Raw genomic sequence first — 15,061 nt, 5'->3', positions numbered from 1 at the left:
AAACTTCAGGTGACATTCATGTCTCGATCCAATTTACAATATGTTCTGCTGGCTTCGCTGCTTGCGCTCTGCATCAGCGGATGCTTTAGCGATAGCGGAATGGAGCAAGTCCAAGGAACCGTTACTTTTAGCGACGGCACGCCTGTTCCCGGCGGTACGATCGTCTTCGCCGCCGTCGAGGGCAACTCCAGCTCGATTGGCTATTTGCAAAAAGATGGAACTTACCAGTTGGGAACGTTCGGTGAGTCGGATGGCGCACCGCAAGGCAAATACAAAGTGACGATTACCGGCAGCTCAGGCTATGGAGGCGCCTCGCCGGTAGCTGGCAAGTACGGCGCCATCGGCCAATCGCCGCTCGCAGCTGAAATAAAGAATGGCTCGAACACGATCGACTTCCAGATCGATCGAGCGAAGTAACGGCGAAGATCGCCCAACCCAACCCGGAAAGACAAAGAGCCCATGCGATCTGTCGCATGGGCTCTTTTAATGGAGATGTTTCCGCAGCGTGCGGCTTCTACAGCCCCGCAGAAATTGAATCATCGCCGTGCAAGGCGCTCGTCTTGGCCGCCATCTCGCGGCAAGTTTGCGCGATCCCTTCGGCGGTTAAACCGATCTCGGCCAAACGTTCTTCGCGTTCGCCGTGATCGATGAACGTGTCAGGGATGCCGAGTCGTTTGACGCGGCTTGCGTCGACTCCTTCGTCCGTGCACGCTTCCAACACGGCGCTGCCAAAGCCGGTCATCAATGCGCCTTCTTCGACGGTCACCACAAACGGCGACGTCTTCACGGCGCCGACAATCGTCTCGCGATCAATCGGCTTGCAGAAGCGAGCGTTGATCAGCCCGACGTCCAGGCCTTCGCTCTTGAGCGTTTCGACGCCGCGCTGGGCGTCGGCCAGTTGGGCGCCGTAACAAATGACCGTACCATCGGCGCCGGTCGAGAGCACTTCGGCTTTGCCCAGTTCCATCGGCGTGCGATCGCGCTCGACCGTTTCGGCGTTGGCTTTCGGATAGCGGATCGCCGACGGATGATCTTGCAGCAGTGCGAAGTTGAGCATCTCGCCCACCTCTTCGGCGTCGCCTGGCGCCATGACGATCATATTGGGGAACAACCGCATGTAGCCGATGTCGTATGAGCCATGATGCGTCGGACCATCAGCCGCCGTCAGACCGGCGCGGTCCATCGTAAAAACAACCGGTAAGTCTTGCAGCGCGACCTCTTGGAAGATCTGATCGAAACTGCGCTGCAGGAAGGTGCTGTAAATGTTAACGATCGGACGCAGCCCGGTCTTCGCTTGTCCGGCGGCGAACGCAACGGCGTGCGATTCGCAAATGCCGGTATCAAAAAAGCGATGCGGGAACTCGTCGCGAACCGGCTCCATCTTCGTTCCTTGGCACATCGCCGCGGTCATGACGGTCACCTTGTCGCACTTGCGCATCTGCTCTGCAATCGCGTCGCGTGCGTAGTTGGTGTACGCTTTCGGGCCGCCCGACTTCTTCGGCACCGCCTTGCCGTTGTCATCAATGAACGCCGGCGGCGTGTGGAAGAAGACCGGATCGGCGGCGGCCGGTTGGTAGCCGTGTCCCTTTTCGGTCACCACGTGCAATAGCACCGGCCCCGGCAAGGTTTTGACCATCTCCATGTACTTGCGCAGCAGGCCGATGTTGTGACCATCGATCGGGCCGATGTAGCTGAAGCCGAGTTCCTCAAACAACATGCCGCCGTGCAGTCCGGCTTTGACCGCTTCTTTGCATTGGGCCAACAAACGTTCGGTCGGATCGCCCAACAGCGGAACATGATTCAGGATCTTAAGAACTTCGCTTTTGACGCCGGTATAGAACGGATTCATCCGCAGCCGGTCAAAGTAGTCGGCCACGCCGCCAACCCGCGGGCAGATCGACATCTTGTTGTCATTCAAAACCACCAGCAAGTTGGCGTTCATGCCGCCGGCGTTGTTCAGCGCTTCAAAGACGATGCCCGAGGGGAATGCGCCGTCGCCGATCACTGCGACGGCGTGACGATCTTTCTCGCCTTGCAAATCGTCGCCGCTGCGCAGACCTAGCATCGTCGAGACGCTCGATCCGGCGTGGCCGGTCACAAACAGGTCGTAGTCGCTTTCGGCCGGGTTGGGATAACCCATCAAGCCGCCGGTGGTCCGGATCGTGCCGAACTCGTCATAGCGGCCGGTCAGCAACTTGTGCGGGTAAATCTGATGTCCGGTGTCCCAGATCAACCGATCGCGGCTGAAGTCAAACGTGCGATGAAGCGCGATCGACAGCTCGACCACCCCCAGGTTTGACGCAAAGTGGGCCGTGCGGGTGGCCACTAAACTGCAGAGCACGTCCCGAATCTCGGCGGAAAGCTGCTCCAATTGTTCGTTGGAGAGATTGCTGAGATCAGCGGGAGATTCGATTTTTGAAAGGATCTGGTGCATCGCCTTTAGTGGTTCCTTTCCAAGATGTATTGCGCCAACGCTTCCAAGTGGTTGGCCCGCTCGCCAAAATCGACCAGCGATTGTTTGGCTCCTGCAATCAGCGATTCGGCCTGGCGGCGACTTTCTTCGACGCCGATCAGTCCGGGGTAGGTCAACTTTCCGCGCTGGGCGTCTTTGCCAACGCGTTTGCCGAGCGCCGCTTCGTCTCCTGCATAGTCGAGCAAATCATCCACAATCTGAAAAGCCAGACCGATTTGCTCTCCATACAAGTTTAATTGGGCGACTTGCTGGTCACCCGCTCCGGCGGCGATCGCGCCCAACCGGAGCGAGACGCAAATCATCGCGCCCGTCTTCCGGCGGTGGATCGCTTTCAACATCTCCACGTCACCGCTTCCAAATTGTTCGTTTAAATCGTCCGCCTGACCACCCACCAGGGCTGTCGCTCCGGCCGCTTTCGCCAATTCTCGGCATGATCGAGCCGCGACGACAGGGTCTTGGTAACCATCTGCGACAATCTCCAAGGCTCTCGCCAACAGCGCGTCTCCCGCCAAAATCGCGGTCGCTTCGTCAAACGCCTTGTGACAAGTCGGCCGACCGCGACGCAAATCATCGTCGTCCATCGCCGGCAGATCGTCATGGATCAGCGAATATGCATGGATCATTTCCACCGCACAAGCGGCCGGCATCGCCTTGACTCTATTAGAACCGCAAGTCTCGGCGGCCATTAACGTTAGCAAAGGCCGTAATCGCTTGCCGGGCGCTAGAAGGCTATAGCGTATCGCCGCTTCCAGCCGCTCGGGGCAACCGTCGCCAAAGCCGCAGTAGCGGTCAAGAGCCTGATCGACCTCATCTCGCAAGGTGGCCGAGTATTCGTGCAGCGTAGCGAGCGAGGCAGACATCATGTCAGGCAGTCGTACTCATCTGGAGGGGCGCGAAGTGCGTCATCACGCCGTAAACTATTTCGTTCAAAGCGATAAAGGTATCTTAAAAAAGTCTTGGCCCTTCGTCTATCTCGTCTCCCTCATCGGTGCGGGCCTTGCCGCCGCGACGCTTGGTCCGCGACTCCGCTTTTTCGGCCAAAGTCGTCTCCCCTTCGTCAAAATCTGCGGTCACGGGCTCTCCGTCGGCATTGAACCCAGAGAGGACCTCGATTTTGCGTTCGGCCCGTTGAAGCAAGCCGTAGCAGGATTTCAGCTTGCCGACTCCCTGTTCGTACAGCTTTAGCGACTCTTCCAGCCCCGCTTCGCCTGACTCCAGCCGGCGAACCAGCGTTTCCAGCGTCGCCAACTCTTCTTCAAAAGCAGGCGCCTCGGCCGCTTCGCTGCTCGTCTTCTTTTTCGCCATTATTCTGCTTTCTTCTTCTCGGAACTGACCGACTCGACGCGACTGGTCAGTCGCCCCGCTGGTAAGATCGTTTCAATCTCGTCGCCCACCGCGACATCCTCGGCCTTCTTTAATACGCCGCCGTCTAAGTTGCGGGTCACGCTGTATCCGCGAGCCAACACGGCCAACGGCGACAACGCCTCGAGCCGCGCCGTCGTCTGGCGGACGCGCTGTTCGCCGGTTTGTAATTGCCGCCGCATCGCCGCCAACAACCGCTCGTCCCAGCCGTCTAACAAACGCTGCGCATCGTGGACCAATGAGAACGGCTTAAGAAAGGCGCGCCGTTCGGCCAACGCATCCAGCCGGCGTCGCGCCATTTGAGCGCGTTGGCGAAGCGACTGCGAGAGCCGCACCCGATAGTTGTCGAGCGCATCGCTCACTTCGTTTTGCGAAGGAACGCAGAGCTCGGCCGCTTCGCTGGGAGTCAATGCGCGCACGTCGGCCGCCAGATCGCTCAGCGTCACGTCGATCTCGTGTCCCACGGCCGAGATCACCGGAATCTGGCACTCGGCGATCGCGCGAACGACCGGCTCTTCGTTAAAGCACCACAGATCTTCGATGCTGCCGCCGCCGCGAGTAGCGACCAAGACATCGGCCCGGGGACGCAGCTTGGCCGCCTTCTTGATCGCGGCGGCAATTTCGGCCGCGGCTCCGGCGCCTTGTACGCGTGTCGGGATCACCAGCACATCGGCGCCGCGCCACCGCCGGCGGATCACTTCTAAAAAGTCGCGAATCGCAGCGCCGGTCGGACTGGTCACCACTACAATCCGCCGCGGGAAGCGGGGGAGGGGACGCTTCAAACCGGGATCAAACAGCCCTTCGGCCGCCAACTTCTGCTGCAACTTCTGCAGGGCCAGTTGTAACGCGCCGACTCCTTGCGGCTCGATCTGGCGGATCACTAGTTGATAACTGCCGCGCGGCGCATAAACGTCCAGATCGCCGCGGCAGATCACCTGCTGCCCATCTTCCAAATCAAACTGCAGCTTCGACGCCGTCCCTTTCCACATCACCGCGCGAATCTGGGCCGCGTCATCCTTGAGGGTCAGATAGATATGTCCCGAGCGAGGCTGCGCGAGATTCGAGATCTCGCCGCTGACCCAAACCGCCGGAAACGCCGTCTCCAGCGTCCCTTTAATCAGCGCCGTCAACTGCGCCACGGTCAAAACGGGCGGCTTCTCTCCAGCAGCTTCCCACGAGGGAACGTCAACATCCATGCGGCGCGTGTGGTGGAATGAGGAAGTCGTGCGAATCGAAGTATTTTCAATCACCTAAGTTAGCAGATTTTACGAAATATTTCAGCAGGCGGATCGCTCGCCCCAACGCATAACCAAATCTTTCATTTTAAAGAATCTTTAAAGCGAGAATTTAAAAAAAGACGCCCACACTCAACCCTTAGATATCATTCCACCCCGTTTTATCTTTCGCACCTCATACCCGACTTCGCGTTAGTGCACATTCTGCGCAGAGACTTCGGCCTGATCGAATCCACTGGCCGCGATCGCGATTTACTGCCCAATCACCTTCGGAACCAAAACGCATCCAAAGAGAGATCACATGATGCGTTAATATTGTGCGAATTTTGACGATGGCCGGATCACAGGGATAGACGCAACGCCACTCCTATGGGCATAATCTCAACCTACAACAATGGTAGTTGAAAGTACTACAAAAGCGCAATTCCATCTTTTGCGATAGAACGCCACATTCAATCAGCAACCCTCTCGTCTTTCTGCACCGCATAATTTTCAATTACAAATGTTTGAATTTAAATCATTCAAATTGGAACAACAACATTTCATTTGTTTATAAATTGGAGATCTACTAGTGACTTCTAAATCATTTCGACGTGGCTTTACGCTGGTAGAATTGCTGGTGGTGATTGCAATCATCGGAGTACTGGTTGCTCTGCTGCTACCTGCAGTGCAACAAGCGCGAGAAGCGGCGAGACGAATTAGTTGCAACAACAACATGAAGCAGTTAGGTCTTGCGTTGCACAACTACCACGATACGTTCAAAGCGTTTCCTCCGGGCAACATGAATAAAAGCGGATCGACGGACGATTGCACGCCCGACGGCACCCAATGCCAGGACGGAATGGCGCCGTGGACCGTTTTGATCCTTCCATTCATTGAGCAAAGCGCACTGCACGACCAATTTGACTTTTCGCAGCAGTTTTACTGGGGTTTCAACGATGACTACACAAATACCAACCCAAGCTGCGGAACGCTAAATGATAACTTTGCAGTGCAAACAACTTCGGTCGGAGCTTTTCACTGCGCATCAGATCCACTCGCTGGAGCCGATAGCCTGACAAACAACTACATGGGCGTGATGGGCGGCGGTCCGCTTCCGAGCAACCGCAATGGTACCGACTACCCATGCACGATGGACGGTACGCGACTGAACTACAACGAAGGCATTCTCTACCTGAACTCAAAAACGAAGTTTGCGAGCATCACTGACGGCACGACAAATGTCTATTTGATCGGAGAGAGCAAGTACCTTTTTCAGCCTGATTTTTGCTGCGAAACAGCTGCATGGTCTTCATCGGCGCGCATCGGCGGCAATTCATCATTGATGGTAAACATTGTCGCCTGCACATTTCAGCCAAATTCGGGAGATAACCCCCTCGACCCCAATGTTCACATGTGGGTTGAAATGCCAGGCACAGTTGGCAGCTGGCACCCCGGTGGATGTCACATGGCAATGGCTGATGCGTCAGTCCACTTCCTTAGCGAGAACGTCGATATTACAACCCATCGCAATTTGGCCAAACGCAACGACAGTGAACCAGTCAGTGGATTTGGCGCCCTGTAGTTTCAGCCGATACTCACCTCCGAATAGTTGATCCACATGAACATATGCCTTAAGCTCCTTTGTGCGGCAGGATTTTTCATCCTTTCACTTGGTTGCATGGGACCAAATTCTGATGGCCCAGAAAGATATTCGCTGTCTGGGGAGGTCACCTATCAAGGGAGCCCACTTCCTGCTGGCACCATTTATTTCGAACCAGATGGCTCCAAGTCAAATTCGGGGCCTATGACATCCGCTAAAATTCGTGATGGCGCCTATGAAACCCCATACCGAAAAGGAACAGTAGGAGGGCCGCATATGGTGCGTATCGAGGGGTATACCGGAGAGAATGTCACTGAACACAATCCCCTTGGGGAAGAACTATTCATGAATCATGAAATGCGTGTCGACCTTCCTAGGGAATCCGCTACGCAAGACTTCACGATTGAAAAGTAAAGCTCCTGCCCGCATCGCATTGTGTACTGCTGACGAAGAGTAGATTGATAGAATCATGCTTTGCTGTACATCCTAAACGCCGCGGCAGATCACCTGCTGCCGCCCATCTTCCAGATCAATGTGGAGTTTTGAGGCCGTCCCTTTCCACATCACCGCGCGAATCTGGGCCGCGTCATCTTTGAGCGTCAGATAAAATGCCCAGACCGCGGCTGCGCGAGATTCGAGATCTCACCGCTGACCCAAACCGCCGGAAACGCCGTCTCCAGCGTCCCTTTAATCAGCGCCGTCAACTGCGCCACCGTCAAAATGGGCGGCTTCTCTCCAGCAGCTTCCCACGAGGGAACGTCAACATCCATGCGGCGCGTGTGGTGGAATGGGGGCTTGTGAGGGAAGAAATTCGTAAACGGCTAGGGTAACAGATCTTGCGAAACAGTTCAGCAGGCGAGTGCGATGCCCCAGAAGACTGAGCGACGTCATTCCTGCACAAAGTCGAATTACAAGCCTGATTTATCTGGTAATATACTTACAGGCATTGATTGCCCCGCCGCTCGGCGATTAGCCCGCTTCTCCACCCCTACAGGAAAGACCCATCATGTCTCGCAGAGGTTTTACTCTGGTTGAATTGCTGGTCGTGATCGCGATCATCGGCGTTTTGATCGCCCTGTTGTTGCCGGCGGTGCAACAAGCACGCGAAGCGGCTCGGCGAATGCAGTGCACCAACAATTTGAAACAAATCATGTTGGCGACGCACAACTTTGAAAGCACCTACGGCAACATCGTGCAGGGAACCCAGCGCGGCGATGGGACTGGAATACCTGATTTGTCGGCGCATTGGGGCTGGGGAGCGTTTCTGCTTCCCTTCATCGAACAGAACGCGATGTACGAGCAACTGGAACTCAATGATTTGCAAGACACCGCGAATCACTTGCGAGCGGCGATCAATGACGCCAACAAGCTGGCCTTGATTCAGACTCCGATCACCGGCTATCGCTGCCCCAGCTCGACCATGCCCGACTTGAATGTTGGTTGCGACGAAGATAGCAAGAACATTCGCGGACTACTCCCCGTCACAGGCGGTACCGGCGTGCCGGCCGCTTCCAGTTCTTACGTGGGCAACTCAGGGCACCGCAACCTACCGCGTTGGGACCGCAATTACGGCACCGGCACGCTAGTTCCGGTCGGAGAATATTCATACCTAAAACACCCGCCGCTGCGGTTCGCCGACATCGTGGATGGACTCTCGAACACGATCTTTTTTGGCGAACGCGCCTGGGTTCTGAAAGCGAACAACGGCACGCAAGTCGTGGCCGGCGCCGCGACGTGGGCGGGGGCGAGCTCCATCTATGACCAATCCGCAGATTCGACCGCGAACTGGGTTCACACCGGTGCGCTGGCGAGCGCTCGCGCACACATCAATGAAGCGAACGGAGCAACCTACGACTATTCGCGTCGCTCGTTCAGCAGCCAACATCCCGGCGGCGCCAACTTCGCCTTGGGAGACGGCTCGGTAAGATTCTTGCCTGAGACGATCGAGCATAAAGTCCAAACGTGGCCGGCCCTTGGGGGTGAGTGCGTGTTCGACTATCTCTTGCACCGTGCTGATGGTCAACCTGTCACGCTTCCCTAACCATCCGCTCCGAGAAAACATCATGCAGATTCCTTTTCGATGCTGGCTGGGATGCTTGCCGACCGTGGGCTTGCTGGCGCTCACCTTGGGATGCGGCGGCGAACCGATTGATCCTGAATACAAACCCGTTTCGGGAATGGTGACTCTGGATGGGCAACCGCTGCCGGATGCGCAAATTTCCTTCGTTCCTCCCGAGACCGGAAGTTCAGGAAGCGGCTTCACAGACGAGAACGGCAAGTACGAGCTTTACTACGCCGCACGTCGCGCTGGCGCCAAGTTGGGCGAGAACCAGGTCTTCATCACCAAGAACAAACCCTCGACCGGCAAGCAAGGAGAATTCGCCGGCAGGAGCGAAGCCGACATGGAAATGCTGCCGGCTCGCTACAATCGCAAAACCGAATTGACGGCGACAGTCGAAGACAAACGAAACGAAATCGACTTCGACCTGAAATCGAAGTAGCGGAGCACTGGCAAACTACTTGCTATGGAGTTCCAGTTCGACCTTATTCTCCTTCCCTTCCTGCACGGTCACCGTCAGACCCGACGTCGTCGGGCTGATGTACTTCTTGGGCACTAGGTAAATCTGCTTCGCGGAAGGCGGAATCCCACGTCCGTCATACTCTTCCGAAACTTCCGCGACCGAGTCGGGATCATCAATCGATTTGCTAACGGTCACCTGGTAAACGCCGGGGAAGACGCCATCTCCGTAGTTTGAGGTTCCCATTTCGCATCGCCCATTCTCGTCGGTCATGCCCGACGCGGAGCGGCCTTGGCTGGCCGGCGTAAAGACCACAGCCGCCGCTTCGACAGGATCGTCATCCAGCGTCACCCAGACCGTTGTCTTGGCAGCGCCCTCTTGAAGCGTGCCGCCGGTGCAGCCCATTAACAATAAGATCGTCAAACTGATCAGGAAATTACGCGGGTTACACTTCATGTCCTGGTATCCATTGTGAGAAAAAATCATGGCAGGTCCGCACGACCGCTCCACAGCTTTCACCAAAACTGGTTAAACGCTACAAGCCGGTGACTTCGCCGCCTGACTTGGACCCCAAGGCTCCCCACACGCCATACGGGGAACTTCCGCCTTGCTGTGGCGCCACACTCGATAGGTCGCCTGTGTCGATCGTTTCCTGGATAAAGGTGACCGAACCGTCGGCCATGAGCGTGTTTACCCCGCCTGGATGATGGCTGGATGCAGAGATAATGCTTTCTTTCCAGTCCGAACCAGAACGACTGCAACTGGGGGCATTTGGGGGCAGAATGGTCGAGAACCCTTGGAAATTGACAGTGCCGTCCACCCAACGACGACCGTTGCGGTCAAGCATCGTCGTACCAGACTGATATTCTCCGCTGACGCCGCGCAGGGCCATGCAAACGCCGGGATTGATGTCATCCTGATCGCCCGTCCAGGGCGTGCCGGTGACGGCGATGCCGCCGATGATACGTCGCAGACCGGGGGTCCCCAATGCTTTTTCGCCCATCATGACCGTATTGCTTAGACCATCGGTGATTCGGTTGAAGCCGCAATAGTGATATCGCGAGAAAATCCCTCGCGACTCGACTTCGCTGTCGGTGTAGCGTGAGCAATCGCCGATCGAAAAGCAGTAATTCGAGCTGCCGATGTTGTCACTGTCGATCGGATCAGCGGGCTCTGAAGGACACAGCAACATCGCGATTTGCGTGCGAAATGGAGCAAAGTTATCCCAAGGTCGCGGACCGAACGAGGCATGCGTCCCGTTGCCGCTGGCGATCTGTTCATACAACGCTGGTTGTTCGATAAACGGCAACAAGCCAACCCAGCCGCTCAGACGGTAAGAGTTCGCTTGCGTACCGCCGTTGCGCGGCGGCAACTTGCCGTAAGTGTCATGATAGTTGTGCATCGCCAGACCGATTTGCCGCAGTTGGTTCGTGCATGACATCCGGCGCGCCGCTTCACGCGCCTGCTGGACGGCAGGCAGCAGCAAAGCAATCAAAGCGCCGATGATGGCGATGACCACCAACAATTCAACAAGAGTAAAGCCGCGACGAGATAATGCTGATTGGGACATGAGTACGGGGCCTTGTGGAAAAAATGGAAAATCGGAACCGGACAATGCCTTGAATTCGCCATGCCGTCCAATTGCCCGAAGTGGAGTTTTCACGCTAGGCAGGAGCAAAAATTCCGCTCCTAGTGACGTTTGCTGGGGCGATCGCGATGGCGACAAGCCGGTGCAGTTTCATTTCAGTGCGTCGAGAAAAGGAGCGCCGCCCCCCTTAGGAGCCGGAACCGCGAACCTACCTGTTTGTTGAGGAGCGAGCCGTAGACGGGCAATGCCTTTTCTCCACGCAATAAGACATGCAATTTTCGGGACGGAAAGAGATCACCGAAAAGCAGAGCTTCATCCAAGGTTAACAAAGCCCCGGCTGGGCGATTTCCAAGGCAATAAGCGGTTCCCTTTTGAACAACAGGGACACAAGAACTGATAACCTGTTACTCAGAAACAGGTTAGCGATACGCCGCCCCCTCAAAGACGATCTAAATTTGACGCGTAGCTTCGATCAATCCTGTTGGCGATATCCCGATTCTGCGTCGAAAATTCGGAGAACGCCGTAATGAGAAACGGAATTCGAGATCGCAAGGCGATAACCATCGGGCGACCAGTCAAGGCCGCGGGCGCGCCCTACAGGTTTGATAAGAAATCGGTGAACTTCACGACCAGTGTTTGCATTCCAAATTCTTACCGAGCCGTCACGACTGCTCGTAGCCAATCGCGTCGAATCAGGATGCCAGCAGATATTGTAAATCAGAAGTCCATGCCCAATCAGATTGGTTAATCGTTCTCCTGATTCGCTATCCCAAAGCGTCCCTTCCGCATCACTTCGCACCGTAGCCAGGCAGTTACCGTCGGGACTGAACTTTAGGCCGTTGATGGCCAGGCCAGCGTCCAGCGATTTCTGCCACAACACGTCAAAGGAGCCCGCATTACGCACTTCAAATCCATAAGGTCCGGCTGTCGCGAGCCTCGTCCCGGCCGAATTCCAGTCGACCATTCGAATTTCGGGGCCGTCGGGTGACGAAGCGTTTTGGTAGGTCTGGCGCCATGTGTCGGTGCTCCACACCTTGATCATCCCATGCGGACCGCACGCCGCAATCTGACCTCCGGTCGGCCGCCAGGCGATATCGATGACCTCCTGTTCGGCGGTTCGAAACTCGGCCACTAATTCAGCGTCGGACAGATTCCGGATCTCCACGGCTCCGCGACCATCACGAATACCGCAAATTGCGACCAGCTGATTATCAGGGCTCCAACATGCCCCGTTAACTTGCGATAAGTTATGTAGAACCGGCAGCGGATGATCAGGTTGATCAAGCGTCCAGAGCAGCAAAGTGGAGTATTCGCCAATTGTCAAAAACCGCTTGCCAGAATGATCCCAGCGAATGATAAGGATCGATTCGTCCAACATTTGAGACCAGGATCGTTCTTCGCGAGCATCCAGATTCCAAGTGCGAATGGATTGATCCCAACCTGCCGAAAAAAGACGCTTACCATCACCTCCCCATTCCAAGGAAAGAACTTCATCGGTATGACCGCGCAAGATTGTTTCCAGCAGCAATCGCTTTTTCTCTAAGCGGTAGACGCAGATAGTCGCATCTCGACTGCAGGTCGCGAGCCGTTTGCCGTCTCCACTCCAAACCGCGTCGGTCACGCCGAGCGAGTGATCCGCCAAAACAGCGAACAGGTCTCCGCTTTCCGCATTCCATATTCTCGTCGTCGCATCATCGCTCGTTGTCGCTACTAGCGTTCCGTCAGGATTCCAGTTGACCGAGACCAAGGTGGCGACATGCGCTTGAATACGGACCTCTCGGCGTTGCTCGTTGACATCCCAGATCTCCACGAGTCCGTCGGAGGAGGCGACCGCAACGCGTCGTCCATCACCGCACCATTGCACATCTTTAAGAGGACGATCCATGTTGACGAGCGTCACGGATTCCGTAGCCGTTCCCAGCCTCCAGAGTCTTGCAACTCCGTCTTCGCAAACCGTCACCAGGCGGCGTCCATCCGGACTCCACGCTAGGCCGGTGACCACTTGAGGGTGATCCAATCGACTGACAATCCTGTTCGCTTCCAAGTCGAAGATCTGAACAGCGTTGTTTTTTCCGGCGGAAGCGAGCAGATTTCCTTGGGGATGAAACTGCAGGGTGGTGACTCCTCCTGGATGCTCGAATTGCGTCGACAGGTCCGCTAAGCGTCCGTCGTCACCGATGCTCCACAGTCGAATGACGCCATCCATTCCGCCCGAAGCAAGCCGTTCGCCGCCCGATTGCACCGCCAGCGCCCAAACCTGTTTTCGATGGCCAGAACGGACTTGCAGCGATTCAATCTCATCTGAATTTAAGTAGTACCATTCCCAGCGCCGGCGATCCGGCGACTTTTCGCTGTCGCTCCATTCCGACCTGATTTTCTCGATCTGTCTCGTTCCGCCAGGCCCCATGCCGGCAAGCCCTGCAAGCTCCATCTCAACGTCATAAAGATACTGCTCGTTCGCCTCTTGTAGACGCAGCAAACGTTCGTTTTGCGTCCGATAAATCAACAAACCGCAGACCAGACACAGCAAGACCGCCAGCGCCGTAAGCGAGGCCGGCCAATGCATCTGAAGCGTTTTCTGCAACACGTAAATCGTGCTATCGCGCCGCGCCTCGATCGCTTTTCCGTCCAGGTAGCGTTGAATATCTGTCGCCATCGCCGAGCCGTTTTGATATCGGCGGCTTTTCTCGGAGCTCAGCGCCTTCAACGTAATCGTTTCCACTTCACGATTGATCGAACGACCGCGCCGCTTTAACGGGCGGGCGACGCAGTTCTTGATCGTCGTCAGATTCTCGACAAAGGTCCCCGATAGATCAAACGGCAATTCTTCCGCCAGCAATTCGTAGAGAATCACGCCCAAGGCGAATACGTCACTGCGGATATCCACCTCTTCCGGTTGTCCGCAAATATGCTCCGGCCCCATGTACCCGAGCGTTCCTAGCAATTGCCCCGCCAAAGACAACCGTGCCGAACTGTCGGCCACCGGGCCAACGTTGGTGACGCGCGAGAGCCCAAAATCCAAAATCCGCGGTCGCCCCGTTTCGTCTACCAAGATATTTCCGGGCTTTAAGTCACGATGAATCACCCCGCGTTGGTGCGCATGGCCGACCGTTTCGCAAACTCGAGCCATCAAGCCAAGAATCTCGGGCACGGTTAGTTTTTCAGTTTGAACATGGCGGTCGAGATGCTGTCCACGCACATAGTCCATCACGTAGTAATGCCGACCATCGGCTACGCCGCTGTCAAACACCGGCACAATTCCTGGATGATTCAAGCTGCAGACAATGTCGACTTCCCGTTGAAATCGCAAACGTGCTGCGGAGATATCCCAAGATTCACGCGGTAGCAAAAATTTAATCGCAACTTCGCGCCGCGTTCCCAGTTGCAAAGCCCGATAAACGACCCCCTGTCCACCGCAACTGATCTCCTCTAGCAGTTTGTACCCAGCAATCTCAATCTCGCTGATCGAGGTAGGCTTGCTTCTGGAAAAGATGGAACTGTCGAACAGATGCTCCGAGACATCTTCAGCCGCTAAAAGCTCTGTAATCGTTTGGCGAAGCGCCGAATCATTGCGACAAAGTTCATCGAGACGCTGCTGACGCTCGTTCCCCTGGAGATCAATCACCTGGTCGAAAATTTGCTGGACAAAATCAAGCTGTTGCGAATCACTTGCTGGCATCACAGATTTCCCGATAGAGCCAACTCCGCGCGAATCGAAGATCGCGCTTGACTGTCGCTGTGGATAAGGAAAGCGCCACCGCGATTTCTTCAATGCTCAACCCGCCGAACCAACGCAAGTCGACCATCTCGGCCTTCCGCGGAGCCGCCTCGGCAAGGCGTTGGAGCGCAAGGTCTAAATCCACAAGCAAATCATCGGGGTGACTTATTGCCAGCGTTTCTAAATCGATGTCCAGGTTTCTCTGGCCCCCTCCACGTTTGAGCCGCTTCCGACGGGTCGCTCGATTGACAAGGATCTGACGCATCGACCGTGCCGCAGAACCAAAAAGATGCCCCCGATTTTCCCACTTCGTCTGGTCATCGGCGAAGCGAAGATAGAATTCGTGAACCAGATCGGTAGTCTGTAATGACTGGCCAGGGGATTCTCGCGACAACAAACCATGGGCCAATTTTCGCAGCCGGCCATAAATCAACGCGATCATCTCATCGGTAACATTCGCATCCGTCGACGCTGTTTCCAGCAACATCGCGAGGCGCTCGTCCGTCAAGATGGATTGGGATTCGCTCATGGACTTGATTGAAGACAAAGGCAGGGATCTCTACTCCCCCCTTTTTTCGGCAAAA

Annotated in this window: 12 protein-coding genes and 1 pseudogene; 4 read left to right on the top strand and 9 right to left on the bottom strand. The window is 55.9% G+C overall.

Annotated features, from left to right (window positions below; all coding sequences use genetic code 11):
• Positions 1–18 precede the first annotated feature (18 nt).
• Positions 19–417 carry a carboxypeptidase-like regulatory domain-containing protein gene (locus tag M4951_RS09900; protein WP_262026322.1) on the top strand — a complete coding sequence of 133 codons (399 nt, stop codon included), beginning with the start codon at positions 19–21 and terminating at the stop codon, positions 415–417.
• A 97-nt stretch (positions 418–514) separates the two neighbouring features.
• Here the strand turns inward: M4951_RS09900 and dxs are convergent, their stop codons facing one another.
• From dxs to xseA, 4 genes are all read right to left on the bottom strand, one after another.
• A complete protein-coding gene (dxs, locus tag M4951_RS09895; protein WP_262026321.1) occupies positions 515–2,434 on the bottom strand; it encodes a 1-deoxy-D-xylulose-5-phosphate synthase in 1,920 nt (639 codons plus the stop codon).
• Positions 2,435–2,439: 5 nt separating this feature from the next.
• Positions 2,440–3,336 (bottom strand): polyprenyl synthetase family protein, encoded by an 897-nt coding sequence (locus M4951_RS09890; protein ID WP_262026320.1) that lies wholly within the window; start codon positions 3,334–3,336, stop codon positions 2,440–2,442.
• Positions 3,337–3,418: 82 nt separating this feature from the next.
• Positions 3,419–3,778: an exodeoxyribonuclease VII small subunit gene (gene xseB, locus M4951_RS09885; protein WP_262026319.1), complete on the bottom strand. Its 360-nt coding sequence runs from the start codon at positions 3,776–3,778 to the stop codon at positions 3,419–3,421.
• Entirely contained in the window at positions 3,778–5,031 is a 1,254-nt protein-coding gene (xseA, locus tag M4951_RS09880) for an exodeoxyribonuclease VII large subunit (protein WP_262026318.1), read from the bottom strand. The genes xseB and xseA overlap by 1 nt, the downstream gene beginning before the upstream one ends.
• A 610-nt stretch (positions 5,032–5,641) precedes the next feature.
• On the opposite strand from xseA, the gene M4951_RS09875 reads away from it, so the two are divergent.
• Complete coding sequence (locus tag M4951_RS09875) at positions 5,642–6,634, top strand: DUF1559 domain-containing protein (RefSeq protein WP_262026317.1); 993 nt, start codon at positions 5,642–5,644, stop codon at positions 6,632–6,634.
• Between the two features lie 504 nt (positions 6,635–7,138).
• On the opposite strand, the pseudogene M4951_RS09870 reads toward M4951_RS09875, so the two are convergent.
• Positions 7,139–7,422, bottom strand: a pseudogene (locus tag M4951_RS09870) (exodeoxyribonuclease VII large subunit).
• 236 nt (positions 7,423–7,658) lie between these two features.
• Between M4951_RS09870 and M4951_RS09865 the strand changes: the two are divergent.
• Positions 7,659–8,693 (top strand): DUF1559 domain-containing protein, encoded by a 1,035-nt coding sequence (locus M4951_RS09865; RefSeq protein WP_262026316.1) that lies wholly within the window; start codon positions 7,659–7,661, stop codon positions 8,691–8,693.
• Positions 8,694–8,715: 22 nt separating this feature from the next.
• Positions 8,716–9,153 (top strand): carboxypeptidase-like regulatory domain-containing protein, encoded by a 438-nt coding sequence (locus tag M4951_RS09860; RefSeq protein ID WP_262026315.1) that lies wholly within the window; start codon positions 8,716–8,718, stop codon positions 9,151–9,153.
• A 15-nt stretch (positions 9,154–9,168) separates the two neighbouring features.
• Here the strand turns inward: M4951_RS09860 and M4951_RS09855 are convergent, their stop codons facing one another.
• The 4 genes from M4951_RS09855 to M4951_RS09840 all read right to left on the bottom strand — a co-directional run bounded on the left by M4951_RS09855 (position 9,169) and on the right by M4951_RS09840 (position 15,006).
• Entirely contained in the window at positions 9,169–9,627 is a 459-nt protein-coding gene (locus M4951_RS09855) for a carboxypeptidase-like regulatory domain-containing protein (protein WP_262026314.1), read from the bottom strand.
• Between the two features lie 79 nt (positions 9,628–9,706).
• A complete protein-coding gene (locus M4951_RS09850) occupies positions 9,707–10,741 on the bottom strand; it encodes a DUF1559 domain-containing protein (RefSeq protein WP_262026313.1) in 1,035 nt (344 codons plus the stop codon).
• Positions 10,742–11,231: 490 nt separating this feature from the next.
• Positions 11,232–14,438: a protein kinase domain-containing protein gene (locus M4951_RS09845; RefSeq protein ID WP_262026312.1), complete on the bottom strand. Its 3,207-nt coding sequence runs from the start codon at positions 14,436–14,438 to the stop codon at positions 11,232–11,234.
• Positions 14,425–15,006, bottom strand: a complete 582-nt coding sequence (locus tag M4951_RS09840; protein WP_262026311.1) for an ECF-type sigma factor — start codon at positions 15,004–15,006, stop codon at positions 14,425–14,427. Before M4951_RS09840 ends, M4951_RS09845 begins: the two co-directional genes overlap by 14 nt.
• Positions 15,007–15,061 lie beyond the last annotated feature (55 nt).

The sequence above is a fragment of the Blastopirellula sp. J2-11 genome, from assembly GCF_024584705.1.
GTDB lineage: Bacteria > Planctomycetota > Planctomycetia > Pirellulales > Pirellulaceae > Blastopirellula.
This window is presented reverse-complemented; position numbering and strand designations above follow the sequence as displayed.